The organism is Amycolatopsis sp. NPDC003676 (genome assembly GCF_053587275.1).
This window is the reverse complement of record NZ_JBSFNS010000056.1, coordinates 1-18,680: the sequence shown is the minus strand read 5'-3', so window position 1 is coordinate 18,680 and position 18,680 is coordinate 1. Positions and strand designations below refer to the sequence as shown.

The following is an 18,680-nucleotide window of genomic DNA, read 5'->3' as shown; positions in this document are numbered from 1 at the left end:
TCAAGCAGGCGGAGCCGGGACCCCTCCCGGATCGTCGCCGGGTTCGAGCAGCGCCAGATCCGGCGGGACCAGCGACGTCGACAGCAGGAGTTCCTTGATCAGGTTGTCGTTCAACGCGTTCCCGACCGGTTCGCCGACCTCTTCCCTGGTCAGCCCGGCGACCCCGGCGCGCGCCAGCCGGGTGCGCACCGCGCCGACGAGGTGTTCCACGCGCTTGCCGGTCCAGGGCGCTTCCGGATTCAGCTCGGACAGCTGCTCCGCCACCTGCCGCCACGCGAGCGGCTGCGGATACTGGTCCTGCAGCAGATACCGCTGCGCCAGCGAAACCAGGACGAGCCGTTCGTCCGGTGTGAGCCGCCACATCCGCGGCGGTTCGGTGACGTCCTGCGGCCGCGAATCCGGCCGGCGGCCGTCCGCGCCCGCGACGTACACCTCCAGCAGATGCTCGCGCCCGGCCGATCCGCGCACGAACGCCGCGGTGTAGCCCTCGGCCAGCGGCACCGGTTCCTCCTCCGGGAACAGCAGCCGCGAACCGGGCAGCCGGATCGGCAGCTTCCCGGTGTTGTGGATCCACCAGGAATCCCCGCGACGCACCAGGAATCCCTGCTGCCTGCTGACTTTCCGGTCGTCCTCGCCGACGCACACGTGCACGTCGTCGCGGTTGCGCCCGAACAGCACCTGCCTGCCGTCGCGCGGCGGCATGCGCACGCCGCCGGTGACGGCGAGCGCGAAAATCGTGCCCGGAGGGGAAGGCGGGACGCCGTGCGCGAGGCTGCCGTGATCCGGGCCTAGCTCTTCCGGCGGTGCGGGAAACGCGGTCATTTCTTCGGCAGCTTTCCGGCCAGCGAACCGGCCAACGCGGACGCCGGCGCGCACAGCTGTTCCGGCGGCCCGTCGCCCTTCACCACGACCCGCAGCCGTTCCACCCTCGGTTCCCCGTGCGCGTCGGTGTAGGAACGGTAGACGAGGACCGCCTGGCAGCTGCCGTCGGCGTAATCGTTGGTCTTGAGATACGCGTCGTGTCCGCCGATCTGCACGAGCTGGCCGGTCGTGCTGTCCGGCGGCTGGTCCCGGTCGAACATGACGGTGACCGAACGGTCGCTCGCCGGGCTCTTCCAGTCGCACCACCAGCCGCTGAAACCGGGCTTGATCTGGACCGGCGCGACGACCCGGGCCGTCGAGGCGACCGTGACCGCGTCGAGCAGCGAACACGCGTCCACGTACGCCAGCGAACCCGCCGGGAACGCCGATGCGCGCGCCGGAACCCCAGCCGTCGTCATGGCTTTCGTCGCCGAAGCGACTGCGGCGTCGGCGGCCTGGCACAGGTCGAGCTTGTAGGCGTCGTCCTGTTTCTTGGCCGTCACCTGCACCACGAACCGGTCCTGCAGCGGGATCTGCCGCACGCACTGGTCCTTGTCCGAGGCGGAGAACACCGTGAACGGCCCGGACTTCGACTGCGTGCCCTCCAGCGCCGAGGCGGGCGGATCGTGCAGCTCCGCCAGGACGTCCGCCTTCAGGTCGCCCTGGTGCAGGATCACGTCGCAGCGGTTGAAGTTCCCGTAGTCCGGGACGACTTCCGGTTCGCCGAACGGTTTCAGCGGCGCGGGATCGACCAGCCGGCACGGATCCGCGGCCCTCGGATCGGGGCCGAGCCCGAGCTTCGTCTGGGCCACCGGCGCGACCGGCGGGGAGGTTTTCGCCGGGCGCGTCACGAAATACGTGGCGACCACGACCGCCGCCGCGACGACCACCCCGGCGATCAGCAGCCCGCGCCGCTTGGCCGGCGGTCGCGGCACCACGACCGGCAGCGAGTCGATCCCCTCGGCCAGCAGTTCCCCCGCCGCCACCGCGCTCGGCCGCTCGGCGGGGTCGAGCCGCATCAGCCGTTCCAGCGTCGGGGCGAGCCCGTCCGCGTGCCGGGTCGGCGGAACCGACCCCTCGGCGACCCGGCGGATCGTGGCGTACTCGTTGCCGCCCGAGAACGGCGCCTTGCCCTCGACAGCGGCGAAAAGCGTCGCCCCCAAGGAAAAAACGTCCGACGCCGCGGTGGGCGGATGCCCTTGCGCGACCTCCGGGGCGAGGTAGTCCGGCGTGCCGCCGATGAGCGGCGAATCGGTCACCGTCTCGTCCGTGCGGACCGAACGGGAGATGCCGAAGTCGGTAAGCTTCGCGCGGCCGTCCGAGGCGATGAGGACGTTGCCCGGCTTGACGTCGCGGTGCACGATGCCGTGCGCGTGCACCGCGCCGAGCGCCGCCGAGATCTGCACGCCGATTTCAGCGACCGTGCGCGCGGGCAGCCTTCCCTCCGCGGCGAGGATTTCCGCGAGGCTGCGCGACGGGACGTACTCCATCACGAGCCACAGTTCGTCGCCGTCGGCCGCGACGTCGAAGAAAGTGACCACGTTCGGGTGCAGCACTCCGGCCGCCAGCCGGGCTTCGCGGCGCAGCGTCCGCCCGCTCACGACGTCGGACAGCCGGGCCTGTTTGAGCGCCACCTCGCGGCCGAGCCGGTCGTCGTGAGCCCGCCAGACGACGCCCATGCCGCCGCTGCCCACCCGTTCCCGCAGCCGGTACCGGTCCGCGATCAGCTGGTCCGCGTCCACCGACGCTCCCCTCGGCGTGGCCTGACCCCTGTGAGGTAACTCGCAGTAACGATACTGCATCGCCTCCGTCGGCAGAAAGCGGCCCGGGACCCCTCCCGCCGCTGCGCCCTACCTTCGCCGACGTCCCCGTCCGCGCGATCGAAGGAGTTCCGATGCGCGCCCTCTTCCCGGCCGCCGCCGCTGTCCTGGCGGCTGTCTTCGCCCCGGCCGCGCACGCCGCCGATTCCCGCCTGCACATCACCGCGGGCGGCACGCCGAATCAGCCGCGCGTGTACACCGGCGGTGCGAAATCCGTATCCGGCATCGACGTCGACGCCGATTGGGTCGTTTTGGACGGCTTCGTCCTCGACGAACCGTCCGCGCCCGGCGTCGAAATCCGCGGCAATCACGTGACCCTGAAGAACACGAGGATCACCGCCCCGCACGGCGGCGACGGCGACGGCATCCGGTTCTTCGGCGACTACATCGCCATCGAGCACAACACGATCAGCAAGACGGCCAACCGCGACGGCGCGCACGCCGACTGCATGCAAACCTTTTCCAGCGACAGCCCGCCGAGCAATCACATCCGGATCGAAGGAAACCGCTGCGAGAAAATCGACAACATGTGCCTGATGGCGGAAGGCCCGAACGACGGCGAGGGCGACGGAAAAGGACACACCACCGATTTCCTCGTCAAGGACAATTTTTGCGAAACGCTCGTGGCTTCGCAGACGCTGATGTTCGAGGACGTCCAGCAGGCCACCATCACCGGCAACACCTTCGCCGCGGGCCCGGACCACGCGATCGGCTTGGCGATCCACTCGACCGGCGCGCGCGTCGAGGGCAACCGCGTGGACCCGTCGATCCCATGCGAGGTCGGCATCGACGACTCCTCGCGCGAGGGCTACGTCGGCCCGGAGCCCGCTTGCGCTCCGTGACCTTTGTGGACGGTCTCGCCGACAGCGCACCGTGACCGAGGCTGCCCGGATTCGCGCCGGATTCGGGCAGTCGGGTGAATCGAAGGTGACGCGGTTCACGACGCGACGGGCCGGGTACTTCCTCCGGGACGGCAGGCGGGCCGCCGAAGGAGACTTCCATGCTCAGTCACCACGAACGCGTCGAGCTGGACAAGATCGAGCGCTGGTTCGAAACCAGCGACCCGGAACTGGCCGCCGCCCTGCGCCGGGGCAAACCGGCCCGCTCGGCCGCGCTGCTGACCGCGTTCGCGATTCTGCTGGACGTCGCCGCGTGCGGCCTGCTGGTGGCCGGTCTCGTCGGGTCGAGCCCCGTGCTGACGGTGTGCTCCCTGTTCGCCGCGGCGGGCGGGGTGGCCGCGCACGTCGCCGGGTGCCGCGACCGCGGGTGACCAGCTGACGCGTTCTGCTGGAGTCGCGGGCGGTTGTGGGCCGGGTTCGCCCGCGTCCAACCCGGACCGCGGAGGATCGAAACCTCGCCCGGCCGCGCTGCGGGCCGGAGCTGGCGGCAGTTCTTGGCCAGACCGGAAACAACGGGCTCTCGCGTCCGGCCAAGGGGCGCTCCCGCAAGCACCGCACTGCGGCGGGCTGGATCGCGCTCGGCCCGGCCGCCCAAGCGAGAACTCCGCTGGGCCGTCCGCCTCCGCCACAACCGTCTCCGCAAGCACCGCGCTGGGCACGCCCGCACCAACCCCTGCCTCGCCGACCAGTCCGCGATGCACCCCCCGCCATTCCCGGATGCGCCGCCCGCCCCGCGCACCGCACACTGGTCATGTGTCCGAGTGGGTGCTGCATGTCGACCTCGACCAGTTCATCGCCGCCGTCGAGGTCGACCGGCGGCCGGAGTTGCGGGGGCGGCCGGTGATCGTCGGCGGGAACGGCGACCCCGCCGAGCGCGCCGTCGTGGCCACCGCGTCCTACGAGGCGCGGGAGTTCGGCATCGACTCCGGCATGCCGCTGCGGCTGGCCGTCAAACGCTGTCCGGACGCCGTCCTCCTCCCCGTCGACGCTCCGGCCTACCAGGAAGTCTCCGACCGCGTCATGGCGCGGCTCCGGGAGTTCCCGGTGGTCGTCGAAGTGCTCGGCTGGGACGAAGCCTTCCTCGGTGCGACCGCCGACGACCCCGAAGCACTCGCGGCGGAAATCCGACGCGGCATCGAGGAGGAAACCGGCCTTTCGTCCTCAGTCGGAATCGGCGACAACAAGCTCCGCGCCAAGCTTGCCACCGGTTTCGCGAAACCGGCCGGAATTTACCGGCTCACCCAGGAAAACTGGTGGGACGTGATGGCGGAAAGACCCACGGACGCGTTGTGGGGAATCGGCCGGAAAACCGCGAAGAAACTCGCCGAGGCCGGGTATTCCACCATTCTCGACCTCGCTGCTGCCGACCCGGACGCGCTCGCGGCGAGGTTCGGGCCGAAGCTGGGCCCGTGGTACCGCCTGCTGGCTGGCGGCATCGGCGACGCCGAGGTCAGCGCGACCCCGTACGTCGCACGTTCCCGAAGCAGGGAAACAACATTCCAGCAAGATCTCACCGACCCGGAGGCCATCGCGAAGGAGACCGCGACCCTTGCCGCCCGCGTCGCGCAGGACGTCGCCGACGAAGGGCGTCCTGCGGCGCGCGTCGCGGTCAAGGTGCGGTTCGCGCCGTTCCTCACGCACACGCACAGCGTGACGCTGCCCGCACCGACGTCAGATCCGGCGGTGCTCGCCGCGGCGGCGCAGGAAGTGTTGGGGCGCTTCAGTTTCGGCAAACCGGTGCGGCTGCTCGGCGTCCGGGCGGAGTTCCCGCGCGCTTGACAGGCCCGGACCGGCCTTGCCAAGGTGGAACCCACGCGCCCGCCGGGGCGCGGCTCGGGGCCGAGAGGCGCTGCGACGGGTTTTCCCCGCCACGCTCGGCCCGCGAGAACGCGAGTGAAGGGCGCCTCCTGGTTCAGGAGGTGTCGCGTGCCACTGGCGATTCCGGCCCGGTCAGCACCGTCGTGCGAGGTGCGCCGTGTGGTCGGAGACCAGCTCGATCGTATCCGGCAAAGCCCGCCGGATCCGCTGGAAAACCTGTTCCCGCACCGAAATCGGCAGTATCAGGTACGCCGAGACGGTGGAAAGCAGCCCGACGAGGTCGTCCGCGCTCAGCGTCAAGCGCTGCTGGACGACGACCTGCCGGACGTCGGCGAACAACTCCGACCGCTCGAGTTCGGTGCCCGGCCACTGGAGTTCGTTCTCCGGCGGCGTGCCGTCCGGCGACGGGAGCTGCGCGCTCTCCAGAAACGGAGCCTGCGCGTCCTCGATCGCTTTCCGCACCGCGGGATCCGCCGGTTCGACGGGTCCGCCGAACGACGCGAACACCCCGCCCGGAGCGAGCAACGCGGCGATGCGCGGCCACCGCCCGGACGGGTCCGTCCAGTGCAGCGCCGAAGCCGAGTACACGAGGCCGTACTGCCGATCCGGCCGCAGGTCTTCCAGCGCGCTCTGACGAATCTCGGCGGAAGCGTGTTTGCGCAGTTCGGCGAGCATCGCCGGATCCGGGTCGGTCGCGGTGACCGCGATCCCCCGCGCCGCGAACAGCCGGGTCATTTTCCCGGTCCCGGCCCCGATTTCGAGCGCGTCGGCCACCGGCGCGCCCGCGTAGTCCAGCACCTTCTCGACTAGTTCGGCGGGATACCCCGGGCGGAACCGCTCGTACGCCGCAGCCACCGACCCAAAACTCAACGCGCGCTCCGTCATGCCGTTCATTCTGGCCTGATCCGCACCGCGCACACCTCCCTTTTCGGGCGCCAGCAAGGCGTCCGTGCCCAATTCTGCCCGAAAACCCCTGAAAGGACCGGAAAATGTCGCCCACCCTGCGTACCGCCGACGGCCTGGAGTTCGCGGTCGCCGACCTGTCGCTCGCCCCGGCCGGACGCATCCAGCTCGACCTCGCCGAGCACGAGATGCCCGGCCTGATGGCCATCCGCCGCGAGTTCGCGGAGTCCCAGCCGCTCAAGGGCGCGCGCATCGCGGGCTCGCTGCACATGACCGTGCAGACCGCGGTGCTGATCGAAACGCTCGTCGCGCTCGGCGCCGAGGTGCGCTGGGTGTCCTGCAACATCTTCTCCACCCAGGACGAGGCGGCCGCGGCCGTCGTCGTCGGCCGAAACGGGACTCCGGAACGCCCCGAGGGCACCGCGGTCTTCGCGTGGAAGGGCGAAACCCTCGACGAATACTGGTGGTGCACCGATCAGCTGTTCCGTTTCCCCGGCGGCGAGCCGCCGAACATGATCCTCGACGACGGCGGCGACGCTACCCTGCTCGTCCACAAGGGAGCCGAGTTCGAGAAGGCGGGCGCGGTGCCCGCCGCGCACGAGGACGACCCGGAGGACTACCGGATCCTGCTGCGCACCCTGACCGCCAGCCTGGCCGAGGATCCGCAGCGGTTCACCCGGATCGCCGGCGCGATGCGCGGGGTCACCGAGGAGACCACCGCCGGCGTGAACCGGCTCTACCAGCTCGCCGCCAGCGGCGAACTGCTGTTCCCGGCGATGAACGTCAACGACTCGGTCACCAAGTCAAAGTTCGACAACAAGTACGGAATCCGCCATTCGCTCCCGGACGGCCTCAACCGCGGCACGGACGTGATGATCGGCGGAAAGTACGCGGTCGTGTGCGGGTACGGCGACGTCGGCAAGGGCGCGGTCGAGGCGCTGCGCGGACAGGGCGCGCGCGTCGTGGTGACCGAGATCGACCCGATCTGCGCGCTGCAGGCCGCGATGGACGGGCTCGACGTAGTGGAACTCGACGACGTCGTCGAGCGCGCCGACATTTTCCTGACCACCACTGGCAACTTCGGCATCATTTCCGCCGCGCAGATGGCGCGGATGAAGCATCAGGCGATCGTCGCGAACGTCGGGCACTTCGACAACGAGATCGACATGGCCGGGCTGGCGAAGATCCCGGGCATCGTCAAGACCGAGGTCAAACCGCAGGTGCACACGTGGCGGTTCCCGGACGGGCACGCGATCATCGTGCTGTCCGAGGGCAGGCTGATGAACCTCGGCAACGCGACCGGGCACCCGTCGTTCGTGATGTCCGCTTCGTTCGCGAACCAGGTGCTCGCGCAGATCGAGCTGTTCACCAAGCCGGGCGACTACGCGAATGACGTGTACCGGCTGCCGAAGCACCTTGACGAAAAGGTCGCGCGGCTGCACCTGGACGCGCTCGGTGTCCGGTTGACGAAGCTGAGCAAGGAACAGGCCGAGTACATCGGCGTGGACGTGGACGGTCCGTACAAATTGGACCATTACCGCTACTGACGCCGGAAGCGCCGGATTCCGCCGGACGGAGCAGGGGCTGCGCCGAATGCTCCCGTTTCCGCCCGGTGCGCGGCGGCGATCCTCCTGGAGTGCGCACCGGCCGCCCGGCGCCCGCCGGGCGGCCGCCCGCCTGCCTCAAGGAGAACGCTTCGTGCTCACTCTCGGAATCATCCTGCTCGTGTTCGGCATCCCGGTGCTGCGGACGGTCGGGATCATCCTCGCCGTGGCCGGAACCGCGGTGGCGATCGCCGGGGCCGCCGGCCGTCGCGTGGGAGGCCGGGCGCACTGGTACTGAGCAGCTGCCGGGCGATCCGGGGCGTGCGCGCTGAAAGGGGTCCTCCGGCTCCGAGGGGGAGGGAGAGCCGAAGGACCCCCGGTAGTGTTAGCACACTGCCAAGCAGCTTGTACACGGCCCGGTACCCGATCGGGTACAGATGCGCCGGCCGCGCAGCGTGACGTTCCCTGGGATCGCCGGAGGTCAGGAAGCCTGCCGCAGCAGGGGTTTCCCCGCTCCGGTGCAGGCGCAGTCCGCGTCGAGGGTGTGACAGTCGATGATCAGGCCGTGCCGGACCCGGTCGAGGTCCAGGCAGGACGGGTCGGTGCACTCGGCGAACCCGCGGTCCGGGTGGACCACCAGGGTTCCGTGACAGTGGTCGATGCCGCTCGTGCAGAACGCGCACTCCATGCTCAGCCGCCTTCCGCTCAGGTTTTCGAATCCCCGGCGCCAGGTGCTCCGGGGCCGGACTCCTCTTTGGTACCACTGGAAAACTCGCCGTCGCAGGATACCCGGCGGCGTGTCGGGCTCCCCATCCGGTGAAGTCGGGCGCACGTGCTCACCGGGCGTGACGATCGGCATTTTCCGGACGGCGGCGGAGAAAATTCACTGTTCCGCGCTGTGGAACAGCCTTGCCCGCGGTTCGCCCGCGCGGTACCGGCGGTTTCGCGCCGGTCAGGCGCTTTTCGGCCGCCGGGCCGGTTTCTTGGCCGCCGTTTTGCCTTCGCCGGCGGCCTTTTTCGTCTCCTTGGCGGGCCCGCGGGTCTTCTTCGCCGCCGACACGCTCGCCTCCAGCGCCGCCATCAGGTCGACGACCTCGGCCTTCTCCCCCTGTTTCGGCGCGCCGACCGTCTCGCCGCCGCCCGCCTTCGCCTCGATCATCGCTTCGAGCGCTTCCCGGTAGGAGTCCGAGTATTTCTCCGGTTCGAACACCGGCTCGGACAGCGAGTCGATCAGCGAGCCGGCCATCGTCACCTCCTGCGGGCGGACCTGCGGCGGGTCCTCGCGCAGGAACGGGAAATCCGGGACCCGGACCTCGTCGGCCCACAGCATCGTGGTCATCACGAGCACGTCGTCCACGACGCGCAGCAGCGCCAGGCTCTCCCGCTGGCGCACCGCGACCTTCGCGATCGCCACGTGGCTGGCCTTCTGCAGCGCGTCCCGAAGCACGATGTACGGCTTGACCGCGTTCTTCTGCGGCTCCAGGTAGTAGGTGCGGTCGAACCGGATCGGGTCGATCGACTCCAGCGGCACGAATTCGAGCACGTCGATCGAACGCTGGGTGGGCAGCGGCAGTTCGGCGAGGTCGGCGTCGGTGATCACGACCATCTCGCCGTCGGGCAGTTCGTACCCCTTGGCGATGTCGGAGTAGGGCACCTCTTCGCCGTCGACGGAGCAGAACCGCTTGTACTGGATCCGCCCGCCGTCGGCGACGTGCACCTGGCGCAGCGACACGTTCTTGTTCTCGGTCGCCGCGTACAGCTGGATCGGGATGCTGACCAGCCCGAAGGACACCGAGCCCTTCCACATCGACCGCATGCCGCGCACCTCCGCCGAGTTCGCCGGTACGTATTCACGCTCGGTGACCACCGTAGCCGCGATCGTCCGAATCCGACAGTCCGCGCAGGTCCGGGCTCTGCGCGCGGCCACCACGAGTGCGCGGCCGCTCACCGGCGGCGCCGTCTTTACGGTCGCTTCGTCGTCAGGCCGGGGCGCCCGGGAAGTGCGGGTTCTCGATCACCCCGACCAGGTTCCCGTCCGGCGCGAGCACCAGCGCGGTCCGGATCCCGCCGCCGAAATCGGTCACCGCCGAGTGCTCGGCCGCCCCCTCCCCGACCAGCTTCGCCACCGCGGCTTCCACATCGGACACTCCCCAGTACGTCACCGGCCCGTCGCCGTTCTCCGCGCGGCCGTTCGGGTCGAGCGCCAGCTCGTAGCCGTGCACGCTGTAGCCGACGTAGAACGGCTCGTCGAAGTACGGCGGCACCCCGAGGACGCGGGTCCACCACTCCTTGGCCGCGGCCAGGTCGTCGGCCGGATACACGATCGTGCGCAGTCCATCGAACATGTGTTCATCCTGGCACAGCCGACCTGCGTCAAGCTTCCTGGCGGGAATGACGGAACGCCAGCATGGATCGTGCCATGCTGGCACCGTGACCAGCCGTAGCGATGACCTTCCTGTGTTAGTCATCGACGGCGCCGCCTTCTCCGACTTCGCCGGGTTCGCTCGTGAGTTCTCGCGCCTTCTCGACAACCACACCTGGCACGGGAATCTCGACGCCTTCAACGACGTGCTCCGAGGAGGCTTCGGCACGCCCGAGCGCGGCTGGGTTCTGCGATGGCTCAACTCGGATTCGTCCCGTGTCGCGCTCGGTTACGACGCGACGATCGAGCAGCTGAACCAGCTCCTCCTCACCTGCCATCCGTCGAATCGGTCAGCCATCGAAGCCCGGATCGCCGCGGCACAGCGGCGGGACGGCCCGACACTGTTCGACGACATCGTCGGCATCGTCCGTACGCATGGCCCCGGTGGTGACGAATCCGAGGATGGCATCTTCCTGGAGTTGGCCTGACAACTGACTCGGATCAGCTTGCGACCGTCGCGTCGAAGTCGAAGAGAGCCGACGCGTTGCGGTGGAGGATCTTCTCGATCTCCTCCTCAGGCAAACGAGATTCCTTGATGTACTCGAACGTCCGCCGATAGGACTCGACCGACAACAGAACGGGGAAGTCGCTGCCGGGCACGAGACGGTCGGCGCCGAAGGCCTCACAGGCGCACCGGAGCGCGGCTTGCGAGCCCCAGCCGACGGTGTCGTAGTAGAGGCTGCGCGCCGTCACGCTGGGCGGGCTGAGCAGATCCGGCGTGTTCGCTTGGCCGTCGAGCCTCGCCAGCTGCATCGGGATCAGGCCGCCCAGATGCGGGACGATGATCTTGATGTCCGGATAGCGCACCGGGATGTTCCGCTTGATCAGGTGGAGCACGAGCGCGGCGTCCTCAAGGGACGCTCCGGCGGCCGCCGTGAAGCCGTAGTCGTTGATGAACGGCGAGCAGATGCCGTTTTGCGCCGGATGGAAGAAAAGGGTCGCTCCGCGCTCGTTCATCTCCTCGTACAGCGGTTCGAATTCCTCTTCCGCCGCGGAACGGTTGAACACCGAGCAGTTCATGGTCACGCCGACCATGCCCAGTTCGTCGAGCCCGCGCCGCATTTCCTCGAGTGCCGCGTCGATGTGCGGCAACGGCAAGGAAACGAACGCCGAGAACCGGCCGGGGTGCGACGCGGCCAGTTCGCAGTAGCTGTCGTTGAGTACGTGTGCTGCCTCGACCGCCACTCAAGAATCCGCTGCGTAGGGCGCGATACCAGCGGCGGAGAGGATCTGCCGTGCTACTCCGGCCTCGTCCATCATGGCGATGCGCTGGTCGATCATCCCCAGTTCGTCAGTCAGCACCGCGAGTGTCTTGCGCTCCCCCAGCACTGAACTGGCCGTGGTCGAGGCCGTGGACTTCGCGGCCAGCTTTCCCAGCATCGGCCGATACGCGGCAGGAAAGTAATGGGCGTGCACGTCGATGATCATTTGTGTCGATCCTCCCCGCATTCGCGTGAATGCATCTCTACAAATCTGCTGGGTCCCGGCGCAGGGTGACCTCGCGCCCGGACTCGGTGCGCACCGTCACCGCGTGCACGCCAGGCGGGCCGGACACGACTGTCAGCGGCAGCCGGTCGAAGGTCTCGGCGCCGATGTGCTCCCGCAGTTCGTCGGCGTCCGCGCCGATCTCCAACCGGGTCACCACCGCCCCGCGCTCGCCGTTCTCCGCCGCCCCGCGATCCGGATTGGTGGCCGGATCCTCGCGGTAGAACCAGTTCGGCAGCCCGCGACGCCAGCACGTGTCGAGCGCGCGGGCGGGGCCGGGAGCAGTGGTGATGATGCGCTGCGTCCCGTCGGGCTGAATGCGCCCCGGAACCCGCGCGACTTCGCCGCCGAGCCGTTGCGCGACCTCGGCCAGCTCTTCGAGGGTGTCAGCGCGCAGGCTCCAGAACATCCACCGGTCGCCGTCCGCGACGACCCGGTCGAACCAGGCGACCGCCGCCTCCCGTTCGGCCGCGGGAGCCGTCACCGCCTCGACCTCCAGGTAGGCGTCCCCGCCGAGCGGGAAGATCGTGTTCGCGATGCCCGCGGCGAAGGCGCCCCCGTCGTAGCAGGCGAGTCCGGTTTCCTCCCGCACCCGGCGGACGCCCTCGTCCAGGTCGGGGACGCCGAGGCAGAGGTGATCGAGGTGGAACATGCTGGTCCTTCCGGATTCACCAGGTCACGGGGAGCTCGCGCATCCCGTAGCAACGGAGTCCTTCTTGCGGAGAGTTACCAAACGAATGTTCAGAGACTTACTGAACACATGTTAGGAATCTCGGCCCGGCTTGTCCGCTCGCTTCGTCAAGGCCGCCGCTTCGAACGGGAGAAGCCGTTGTGTCTCAGGCGAAAACGAGCGAGAAGAACTCGTCGACGAACGCCAGCACGGCGTCCGCGCCGGAGTGCTCGGCGGAGTTCGGGAAGAGGGCGACGCGTCCGTGCGCCCCGACGAACGCGATCACGGCGGCGCGTTCCGCGGGCACCCGGAGCGCGATCCCCGCCTCGGCGCACCGCGCGAACCCGTCGACGAGCAACCCGATCACGTCAGCCAAGGGCCCGACCCGTCGCGCGCCGGATTCGGTCCGGGGAGGCCCGTTGGCCGTCATCAGCCGGTAGTGCCCGGGGTTGTCGACCGCGAACCGGCAGGAGGCGTGCAGCATCGCCCGCACGCGGCCCACCGCGTCGGCGGAGTTCACGCGCGCCTCGGCCGCCTCCATCGCGACGCGCAGGCGGCCGAACTCGTGCTCGGCGAGGCCCGCCACGAGCGCGGCCCGATCGGTGAAGTGCTGATAGATGCTGGCCGGCGCGATCCCGGCGGCGCGGGCGACTCCGCGGATGGTCAGCCCGTCCTCCCCGCCGAGCTCGGACAACAAGCGGCTGGCCGCGTCGAGGATCTCCCCGCGCAGCAGCTCGCCCTCTCCCCAGCGATTGCGCGTGCGCGGCGCGCCGGCCGGGGCTTCTTCCGACATGCCCCCATTCTTACGCCCGCGCCTCCGCGGGGCTTGGGCAGCCACGCGGAATTCAGAAGCCGAGGGGATGAGCGGAGAGCCGGTCGGTGTGGCGACTTTTCAGCCGATCGCGTTCCGCCATCGTGGGAAGCAGGACATCGGCACCTCCGTCGTACGGGTGGTGCACGCGGTCGAAGGACAGGCTGGTGATCATCGCGTTGGCGGTGACGTCGTCGGCAACGGCGCGGAGCAGGACGTCCACGAGACCGGTCCGCCAGCGCCTGCGACTGGCGTACAGATGCGCGTAGGTGATGAACTCCGGGTCGGTTTCGTCCTCGTTGGCGCGCACGGTGGTCCAGTGCCGGGCACCGGGATTCCACCGCGCGTACCGCTCCGACAAGCCCGGAGGTTCGGCCGAGCCTGACCAGTCGGTGGTGACGATCCAGACTTCCTGGCCGCGGAACAACTCGTCCAAGACCGTGTTGCAGCGGTCGAGCACGATGGCGTACTCCGCGTCGGTGCCGGGATAGCGCTTCGACTCGGGCAGGCTGTGGAAACGGACCCACCGGTCGCGGTAAGCGTCCTTCAGCCGGTGGGCCGCCGACGGACGCTCGGACCATTGCCGCTGCCACCACTCGGACAGATCGTCCGAACTCGGCAGGGCGCCGACGTGACGGGCCGGTGACAGCGGACTACGACGATCGCTCCGTGGCAACTCTTCTCCCCGCACCACCCGATCATTCCCCATCGCCCAGGCCTCCCCTGCCTCGGCCGGCCGTCCTTCTGCGAGAACGAAACTTTTCGCAGTCCGCATAATTTTTCGCGCCACGCAACTTTTGCTGCTACTCTCGTCCCAGTGAACTCCACTGCACCTCTGGGCCTGCGCGAGCGCAAGAAGCGAGCCGCGCGAAGGGCGCTTGCCGAAGCCGCGCTGCGGATCGCGCTCGAACGGGGGGTCGAGCAACTGCGGGTGGAGGACATCGCGAACGAGGTGGGCGTTTCCCCGCGCACCTTCAACAACTATTTTTCCAGCAAGGAGGAAGCTGTCTGCGCGTTCATCGTCGAACGGCAGGAGCGCGTGCGCGAGGCGCTTCTGGCAAGGCCCGCTGACGAACCGCTGTGGGAGGCGGTCGTCAACGCCTCCATCACCCGGTTCTCCGAGGACGACCGTCCGATTCGCGAGGATGTGCGGCGCGTGCGGGCGATGATGGAGAACGGCGGCTTGTTCGGCGAGATGCTGCGCGCGTACGCCACTGTCGAACGCGTGCTGGCCGACGCGATCGCCGAGCGAGCGGGCGAGCACGCAAATCCGTTGCACGCCCGGCTGATGGCGAGCATTGTGCAGAACGCTTCGCGCATCGCCTTCGATACCTGGCTCAATTCGGACTCCGACGACAAAGAGTTCGTAACCGCTTTCACCGGCCTCCTGCGGGAGGCCGCCGCCGGGATGCCGGCCCTGGCCGCGTCCGGCGCGGCCCGCTAGACCCGAACCGACGCCATTCACTTCTTTGGGGGAGTACCCGACCGTGCTGGTCAAACTGTTGCGCAGCTACCTGCGCCCGTACCGGGCCACGCTGTGGCTCGTCGTCGCGCTGCAACTGGTGCAGACGATCGCCGCGCTGTACCTGCCCACGCTCAACGCCGACATCATCGACGGCGGCCTCGTCAAGGGCGACACCGGCTACATCATGAAGATCGGCGGCGTGATGCTGCTGATCACGCTGGTGCAGATCGCCGGGTCGATCGGGGCGGTCTACTACGGTTCCCGCGTCGCCGCGGCCGCCGGCCGCGACATCCGCGCCGGAGTCTTCCACCGCGTGCAGGATTTCTCCGCGCGCGAGATCGGGAAATTCGGCACGCCGTCGCTGATCACCCGCACCACCAACGACGTCCAGCAGATCCAGCTGCTCGCCGCGCTCACCTTCACGCTGATGGTGTCCGCGCCGATCATGTGCGTCGGCGGCATCCTGCTCGCGTTGCAGCAGGACGTGCCGCTGTCGTCGCTGCTCGTCGTGATCGTGCCGATCCTGGGCGTCGCCGTCGGCCTGATCGTCATGCGGATGCGCTCGGCCTTCCGGCTCATGCAGGTGCGCCTCGACAAGATCAACCAGGTGCTGCGCGAGCAGATCATGGGCATCCGGGTGATCCGCGCGTTCGTGCGCGACAAGCACGAGCGCGAGCGCTTCGGCCGCGCCAACGACGAGCTGTTCACCGTGTCGCTGCGGGTCGGCAGGCTGATGTCGCTGATGTTCCCCACCGTGATGCTGGTGGTGAACGTCTCCAGCGTCGCCGTGCTGTGGTTCGGCGGGCAGCGGGTCGACAACGGCGCCATGGAGATCGGCGCGCTCACCGCGTTCCTGGCCTATCTGCTGCAGATCCTGATGGCGGTCATGATGGCCACGTTCATGTTCATGATGGTGCCGCGCGCGGAAGTCAGCGCCGAGCGCATCACCGAGGTGCTGGACACCGAATCGAGCGTGCGCCTGCCGGACGAGCCGCTCCCGGCCGGGTCCGAGCGCGGGCACCTCGACCTCGAGGGCGTCGAATTCCGGTACCCCGGCGCGGAAAAGCCGGTGCTGCAGGACGTTTCGCTGTTCGCGCGGCCCGGCGAGACCACCGCGATCATCGGCAGCACGGGCAGCGGGAAGACGACGCTGCTCAACCTGATCCCGCGGCTGATGGACGCCACCGAGGGCTCCGTCCGGGTGGACGGCGTCGACGTGCGCCGGCTCGACCAGACGGTGCTGTCGTCGGCGGTCAGCATGGTGCCGCAGAAGCCGTACCTGTTCGCGGGCACGGTCGCCAGCAACCTGCGCTACGGCAATCCGGACGCCACGGACGAACAGCTGTGGCACGCGCTGGAAGTCGCCCAGGGCAAGGACTTCGTGGAACGGATGGAACAGGGCCTCGACTCCCCCATCGCCCAGGGCGGCACGAACGTCTCGGGCGGGCAGCGGCAGCGGATCGCGATCGCGCGGATGCTGGTGCACCGGCCGGAGATCTACCTGTTCGACGACTCGTTCAGCGCACTCGACTACGCCACCGACGCCGCGCTGCGCCGCGCGCTCGCCGAGGAAATCCGCGACGCGACCGTCGTCATCGTCGCGCAGCGAGTCAGCACGATCCGCGGCGCGGACCGGATCATCGTGCTCGACGACGGCCGCGTCGTCGGCACCGGAACCCACCACGAGCTGATGGACACCAACGAAACCTATCGGGAAATCGTGCTTTCGCAGCTGACCGAACAGGAGGCGGCGTGAGTACACAATTGCGCCAGCCGACTCACGACGCCGACCGGGTGCGGGTGTCCCGCAAGACACAGGAGGCGGCGTGAGCGAGGAAACGAAAACCGCCACCGCGCCCGACGCCGACGAACCCGCCGCCGTCGCCCGGGACAAGACGCGGCCGCAGGCGCCCGCGGTAGGGCCCGGCCGGATGATGTCCGCCGGCATGCCCGCGGAAAAAGCGCTCGACTTCAAGGGCTCGCTGGCCCGCCTGCTGCGGCTGCTCCGCCCGCAACGCGCGGCGCTGGCCGGGGTGCTGGTCCTCGGCGCGATCGGCGTCGCGCTGACCGTGCTCGGGCCGAAGGTGCTCGCCAGGGCGACGGACCTGATCTTCGCCGGCATCACCAGCAGGCACCTGCCGCCGGGCGCGACCAAGGAGCAGGTGATCGAGGGCCTGCGGGCGCGCGGGGACACCACGCTCGCCGACATGTTCACCAACGTCGACCTGATGCCCGGCCACGGCGTCGACTTCACCGCGGTCGGCCAGGTCTTGATGATCGTGCTGGCGCTGTACGTCTTCGCGTCGTTCCTGGGCGTCATCCAGGCGCGGCTCACCACCGATCTCGTGCAGGGCGCGGTTTTCCGGCTGCGCCAGGACATCGAGGCGAAGTTCGCGACGCTGCCGCTGCGCTACTTCGACCGTCAGCCGCGCGGCGAGGTGCTGAGCCGGGTCACCAACGACATCGACAACCTGGCGCAGTCGCTGCAGCAGACGCTGTCGCAGATCGTCACCTCGCTGTTCACCGTGCTGGGCGTGCTGGTGATGATGTTCGTGATCTCTCCGCTGCTGGGCGTGATCGTGCTGCTGACGGTGCCGGTGTCGGTGTTCGTCGCGGCCAAGGTCGGCAAACGCGCGCAGCCGCAGTTCATCCGGCAGTGGGGCACGACCGGAAAGCTCAACGCGCACATCGAGGAGATGTACACCGGCCACTCGCTGGTGCACGTCTTCGGCCGCCGCAACGAGGCCGAGGAGGTCTTCCGGCAGCAGAACGAGGCGCTGTACCAGGCAAGCTTCAAGGCTGCTTTCATTTCCGGCACGATCCAGCCGGTCATGATGTTCATCGGCAACCTGAGCTACGTCCTGGTCGCCGTCGTCGGCGCGCTGCGCGTCGCCTCGGGCACGTTGACGCTGGGCGACGTGCAGGCGTTCATCCAGTACTCGCGCCAGTTCAGCCAGCCCGTCACGCAGATCGCGAGCATGGCGAACCTCCTGCAGTCCGGCGTGGCCTCGGCCGAGCGGGTGTTCGCTCTGCTGGACGCCAAGGAGCAGGAACCGGAGCCGGAGCACCCGCAACTCCCCGAGGTCGTGCACGGGCAGGTCGAATTCGAGCACGTGTCGTTCAGGTACCTGGAAGACACCCCACTCATCGAAGACCTGTCGCTGTCGGTCGAACCAGGCCACACCGTCGCCATCGTCGGCCCGACCGGCGCGGGCAAGACCACTTTGGTCAACCTCCTGATGCGGTTCTACGAAATCGACGGCGGCCGGATCACCCTGGACGGCGTCGACATCAAGGCCATGGACCGCGAACAACTCCGCTCGAAGACCGGCATGGTCCTGCAAGACGCGTGGCTGTTCGGCGGCACGATCGCGGAAAACATCGCCTACGGCGCGGACAACGTCACCCGCGAACAGGTCATCGAAGCCGCGAAGGCGACCTACGTGGACCGCTTCGTCCGCACCCTCCCAGACGGCTACGACACAGTCCTGGACGACGAGGGCGGCACGGTCAGTGCGGGCGAGAAACAGCTGATCACCGTCGCCCGAGCCTTCCTGGCCAAGCCAGCGATCCTGATCCTGGACGAGGCCACCAGCTCGGTGGACACCCGCACCGAGGTGCTGATCCAGCACGCGATGAACTCCCTGCGCACCGGCCGGACGAGCTTCGTGATCGCCCACCGCCTCTCCACCATCCGGGACGCAGATGTAATCCTGGTCATGGAAAACGGCAACATCGTGGAACAGGGAAACCACGAAACGCTGATCAACGCGGGCGGCGCGTACTCCCGCCTCTACGCGGCCCAATTCGCAGAAGCCATGGCAGAAACGGAATAAGCCGCACCCAATGCACGTGAGGGGAACCCTGAGGGAATCAGATTCCCTCAGGGTTCCCCTCACGTACTTTCACCCAAGCACCCACCCACCCACCCAACCGCAGCCGATGCACCCACCCAAGGCAACCACACCCCCCGCACCCCGAT

The 18,680-nt window shown here is 68.8% G+C and carries 20 protein-coding genes; 9 read left to right on the top strand and 11 right to left on the bottom strand.

The window, feature by feature from the left end; translation table 11 throughout:
* Both ACWDNU_RS27765 and ACWDNU_RS27760 read right to left on the bottom strand, forming a co-directional pair.
* On the bottom strand, window positions 1-822 hold the full coding sequence (locus ACWDNU_RS27765; protein WP_449671054.1) for an FHA domain-containing protein: 822 nt from the start codon (window positions 820-822) through the stop codon (window positions 1-3).
* The gene (locus tag ACWDNU_RS27760) at window positions 819-2,603 is read right to left on the bottom strand and encodes a serine/threonine-protein kinase (RefSeq protein ID WP_449671053.1); all 1,785 of its coding nucleotides are present in this window, start codon (window positions 2,601-2,603) and stop codon (window positions 819-821) included. Before ACWDNU_RS27760 ends, ACWDNU_RS27765 begins: the two co-directional genes overlap by 4 nt.
* A gap of 152 nt (window positions 2,604-2,755) precedes the next feature.
* Between ACWDNU_RS27760 and ACWDNU_RS27755 the strand changes: the two genes are divergently transcribed.
* The 3 genes from ACWDNU_RS27755 (at window position 2,756) to ACWDNU_RS27745 (ending at window position 5,359) form a co-directional block, all read left to right on the top strand.
* Window positions 2,756-3,523: a right-handed parallel beta-helix repeat-containing protein gene (locus tag ACWDNU_RS27755; RefSeq protein ID WP_449671052.1), complete on the top strand. Its 768-nt coding sequence runs from the start codon at window positions 2,756-2,758 to the stop codon at window positions 3,521-3,523.
* Window positions 3,524-3,681: 158 nt separating this feature from the next.
* On the top strand, window positions 3,682-3,951 hold the full coding sequence (locus tag ACWDNU_RS27750) for a DUF3040 domain-containing protein (protein WP_370936541.1): 270 nt from the start codon (window positions 3,682-3,684) through the stop codon (window positions 3,949-3,951).
* A gap of 346 nt (window positions 3,952-4,297) precedes the next feature.
* Window positions 4,298-5,359, top strand: coding sequence for a DNA polymerase IV (locus ACWDNU_RS27745; RefSeq protein ID WP_449671051.1), 1,062 nt, complete (start codon window positions 4,298-4,300; stop codon window positions 5,357-5,359).
* Window positions 5,360-5,530: 171 nt separating this feature from the next.
* Here ACWDNU_RS27745 and ACWDNU_RS27740 read toward each other — a convergent pair whose 3' ends face one another.
* Window positions 5,531-6,283 (bottom strand): class I SAM-dependent methyltransferase, encoded by a 753-nt coding sequence (locus ACWDNU_RS27740; RefSeq protein ID WP_449671050.1) that lies wholly within the window; start codon window positions 6,281-6,283, stop codon window positions 5,531-5,533.
* A gap of 104 nt (window positions 6,284-6,387) precedes the next feature.
* On the opposite strand from ACWDNU_RS27740, the gene ahcY reads away from it, so the two are divergent.
* Both ahcY and ACWDNU_RS27730 read left to right on the top strand, forming a co-directional pair.
* Entirely contained in the window at window positions 6,388-7,848 is a 1,461-nt protein-coding gene (gene ahcY / locus ACWDNU_RS27735) for an adenosylhomocysteinase (protein ID WP_449671049.1), read from the top strand.
* A 151-nt stretch (window positions 7,849-7,999) separates the two neighbouring features.
* On the top strand, window positions 8,000-8,143 hold the full coding sequence (locus ACWDNU_RS27730) for a hypothetical protein (protein ID WP_449671048.1): 144 nt from the start codon (window positions 8,000-8,002) through the stop codon (window positions 8,141-8,143).
* 183 nt (window positions 8,144-8,326) lie between these two features.
* On the opposite strand, the gene ACWDNU_RS27725 is transcribed toward ACWDNU_RS27730, so the two are convergent.
* The 3 genes from ACWDNU_RS27725 to ACWDNU_RS27715 all read right to left on the bottom strand — a co-directional run bounded on the left by ACWDNU_RS27725 (window position 8,327) and on the right by ACWDNU_RS27715 (window position 10,190).
* Window positions 8,327-8,533: a hypothetical protein gene (locus tag ACWDNU_RS27725; protein ID WP_354746612.1), complete on the bottom strand. Its 207-nt coding sequence runs from the start codon at window positions 8,531-8,533 to the stop codon at window positions 8,327-8,329.
* Window positions 8,534-8,797: 264 nt separating this feature from the next.
* Window positions 8,798-9,661: a non-homologous end joining protein Ku gene (ku, locus tag ACWDNU_RS27720; protein WP_449671047.1), complete on the bottom strand. Its 864-nt coding sequence runs from the start codon at window positions 9,659-9,661 to the stop codon at window positions 8,798-8,800.
* A gap of 163 nt (window positions 9,662-9,824) precedes the next feature.
* The gene (locus tag ACWDNU_RS27715; RefSeq protein ID WP_449671046.1) at window positions 9,825-10,190 is read right to left on the bottom strand and encodes a VOC family protein; all 366 of its coding nucleotides are present in this window, start codon (window positions 10,188-10,190) and stop codon (window positions 9,825-9,827) included.
* Between the two features lie 85 nt (window positions 10,191-10,275).
* On the opposite strand from ACWDNU_RS27715, the gene ACWDNU_RS27710 reads away from it, so the two are divergent.
* Complete coding sequence (locus ACWDNU_RS27710; RefSeq protein WP_449671045.1) at window positions 10,276-10,695, top strand: barstar family protein; 420 nt, start codon at window positions 10,276-10,278, stop codon at window positions 10,693-10,695.
* A 13-nt stretch (window positions 10,696-10,708) separates the two neighbouring features.
* Here the strand turns inward: ACWDNU_RS27710 and ACWDNU_RS27705 are convergent, their stop codons facing one another.
* The 5 genes from ACWDNU_RS27705 to ACWDNU_RS27685 all read right to left on the bottom strand — a co-directional run bounded on the left by ACWDNU_RS27705 (window position 10,709) and on the right by ACWDNU_RS27685 (window position 13,909).
* Entirely contained in the window at window positions 10,709-11,452 is a 744-nt protein-coding gene (locus ACWDNU_RS27705) for an amidohydrolase family protein (protein WP_449671044.1), read from the bottom strand.
* Window positions 11,453-11,695, bottom strand: a complete 243-nt coding sequence (locus ACWDNU_RS27700) for a hypothetical protein (RefSeq protein ID WP_449671043.1) — start codon at window positions 11,693-11,695, stop codon at window positions 11,453-11,455.
* Between the two features lie 37 nt (window positions 11,696-11,732).
* Window positions 11,733-12,404, bottom strand: a complete 672-nt coding sequence (locus ACWDNU_RS27695) for a VOC family protein (RefSeq protein ID WP_449671042.1) — start codon at window positions 12,402-12,404, stop codon at window positions 11,733-11,735.
* Between the two features lie 184 nt (window positions 12,405-12,588).
* Window positions 12,589-13,215 carry a TetR/AcrR family transcriptional regulator gene (locus ACWDNU_RS27690; protein WP_449671041.1) on the bottom strand — a complete coding sequence of 209 codons (627 nt, stop codon included), beginning with the start codon at window positions 13,213-13,215 and terminating at the stop codon, window positions 12,589-12,591.
* Window positions 13,216-13,267: 52 nt separating this feature from the next.
* Window positions 13,268-13,909, bottom strand: coding sequence for a DUF3885 domain-containing protein (locus ACWDNU_RS27685; RefSeq protein ID WP_449671040.1), 642 nt, complete (start codon window positions 13,907-13,909; stop codon window positions 13,268-13,270).
* Between the two features lie 255 nt (window positions 13,910-14,164).
* Between ACWDNU_RS27685 and ACWDNU_RS27680 the strand changes: the two genes are divergently transcribed.
* The 3 genes from ACWDNU_RS27680 to ACWDNU_RS27670 all read left to right on the top strand — a co-directional run bounded on the left by ACWDNU_RS27680 (window position 14,165) and on the right by ACWDNU_RS27670 (window position 18,534).
* Window positions 14,165-14,677: a TetR/AcrR family transcriptional regulator gene (locus tag ACWDNU_RS27680; RefSeq protein WP_449671039.1), complete on the top strand. Its 513-nt coding sequence runs from the start codon at window positions 14,165-14,167 to the stop codon at window positions 14,675-14,677.
* A gap of 43 nt (window positions 14,678-14,720) precedes the next feature.
* Window positions 14,721-16,454 carry an ABC transporter ATP-binding protein gene (locus tag ACWDNU_RS27675; RefSeq protein WP_449671038.1) on the top strand — a complete coding sequence of 578 codons (1,734 nt, stop codon included), beginning with the start codon at window positions 14,721-14,723 and terminating at the stop codon, window positions 16,452-16,454.
* Between the two features lie 190 nt (window positions 16,455-16,644).
* Window positions 16,645-18,534, top strand: a complete 1,890-nt coding sequence (locus tag ACWDNU_RS27670; RefSeq protein ID WP_449671080.1) for an ABC transporter ATP-binding protein — start codon at window positions 16,645-16,647, stop codon at window positions 18,532-18,534.
* Window positions 18,535-18,680 lie beyond the last annotated feature (146 nt).

Excerpts from the sequence above, each read along its gene's own strand:
- ACWDNU_RS27765 (WP_449671054.1), bottom strand. The coding sequence starts at position 822 with ATGACCGCGTTTCCCGCACCGCCGGAAGAGCTAGGCCCGGATCACGGC.
- ACWDNU_RS27755 (WP_449671052.1), top strand. The coding sequence starts at position 2,756 with ATGCGCGCCCTCTTCCCGGCCGCCGCCGCTGTCCTGGCGGCTGTCTTC.
- ACWDNU_RS27750 (WP_370936541.1), top strand. The coding sequence starts at position 3,682 with ATGCTCAGTCACCACGAACGCGTCGAGCTGGACAAGATCGAGCGCTGG.
- ACWDNU_RS27745 (WP_449671051.1), top strand. The coding sequence starts at position 4,298 with ATGCGCCGCCCGCCCCGCGCACCGCACACTGGTCATGTGTCCGAGTGG.
- ACWDNU_RS27740 (WP_449671050.1), bottom strand. The coding sequence starts at position 6,283 with ATGACGGAGCGCGCGTTGAGTTTTGGGTCGGTGGCTGCGGCGTACGAG.
- ahcY (WP_449671049.1), top strand. The coding sequence starts at position 6,388 with ATGTCGCCCACCCTGCGTACCGCCGACGGCCTGGAGTTCGCGGTCGCC.
- ACWDNU_RS27725 (WP_354746612.1), bottom strand. The coding sequence starts at position 8,533 with ATGGAGTGCGCGTTCTGCACGAGCGGCATCGACCACTGTCACGGAACC.
- ku (WP_449671047.1), bottom strand. The coding sequence starts at position 9,661 with ATGCGGTCGATGTGGAAGGGCTCGGTGTCCTTCGGGCTGGTCAGCATC.
- ACWDNU_RS27715 (WP_449671046.1), bottom strand. The coding sequence starts at position 10,190 with ATGTTCGATGGACTGCGCACGATCGTGTATCCGGCCGACGACCTGGCC.
- ACWDNU_RS27700 (WP_449671043.1), bottom strand. The coding sequence starts at position 11,695 with ATGATCATCGACGTGCACGCCCATTACTTTCCTGCCGCGTATCGGCCG.
- ACWDNU_RS27695 (WP_449671042.1), bottom strand. The coding sequence starts at position 12,404 with ATGTTCCACCTCGATCACCTCTGCCTCGGCGTCCCCGACCTGGACGAG.
- ACWDNU_RS27690 (WP_449671041.1), bottom strand. The coding sequence starts at position 13,215 with ATGTCGGAAGAAGCCCCGGCCGGCGCGCCGCGCACGCGCAATCGCTGG.
- ACWDNU_RS27670 (WP_449671080.1), top strand. The coding sequence starts at position 16,645 with ATGCCCGCGGAAAAAGCGCTCGACTTCAAGGGCTCGCTGGCCCGCCTG.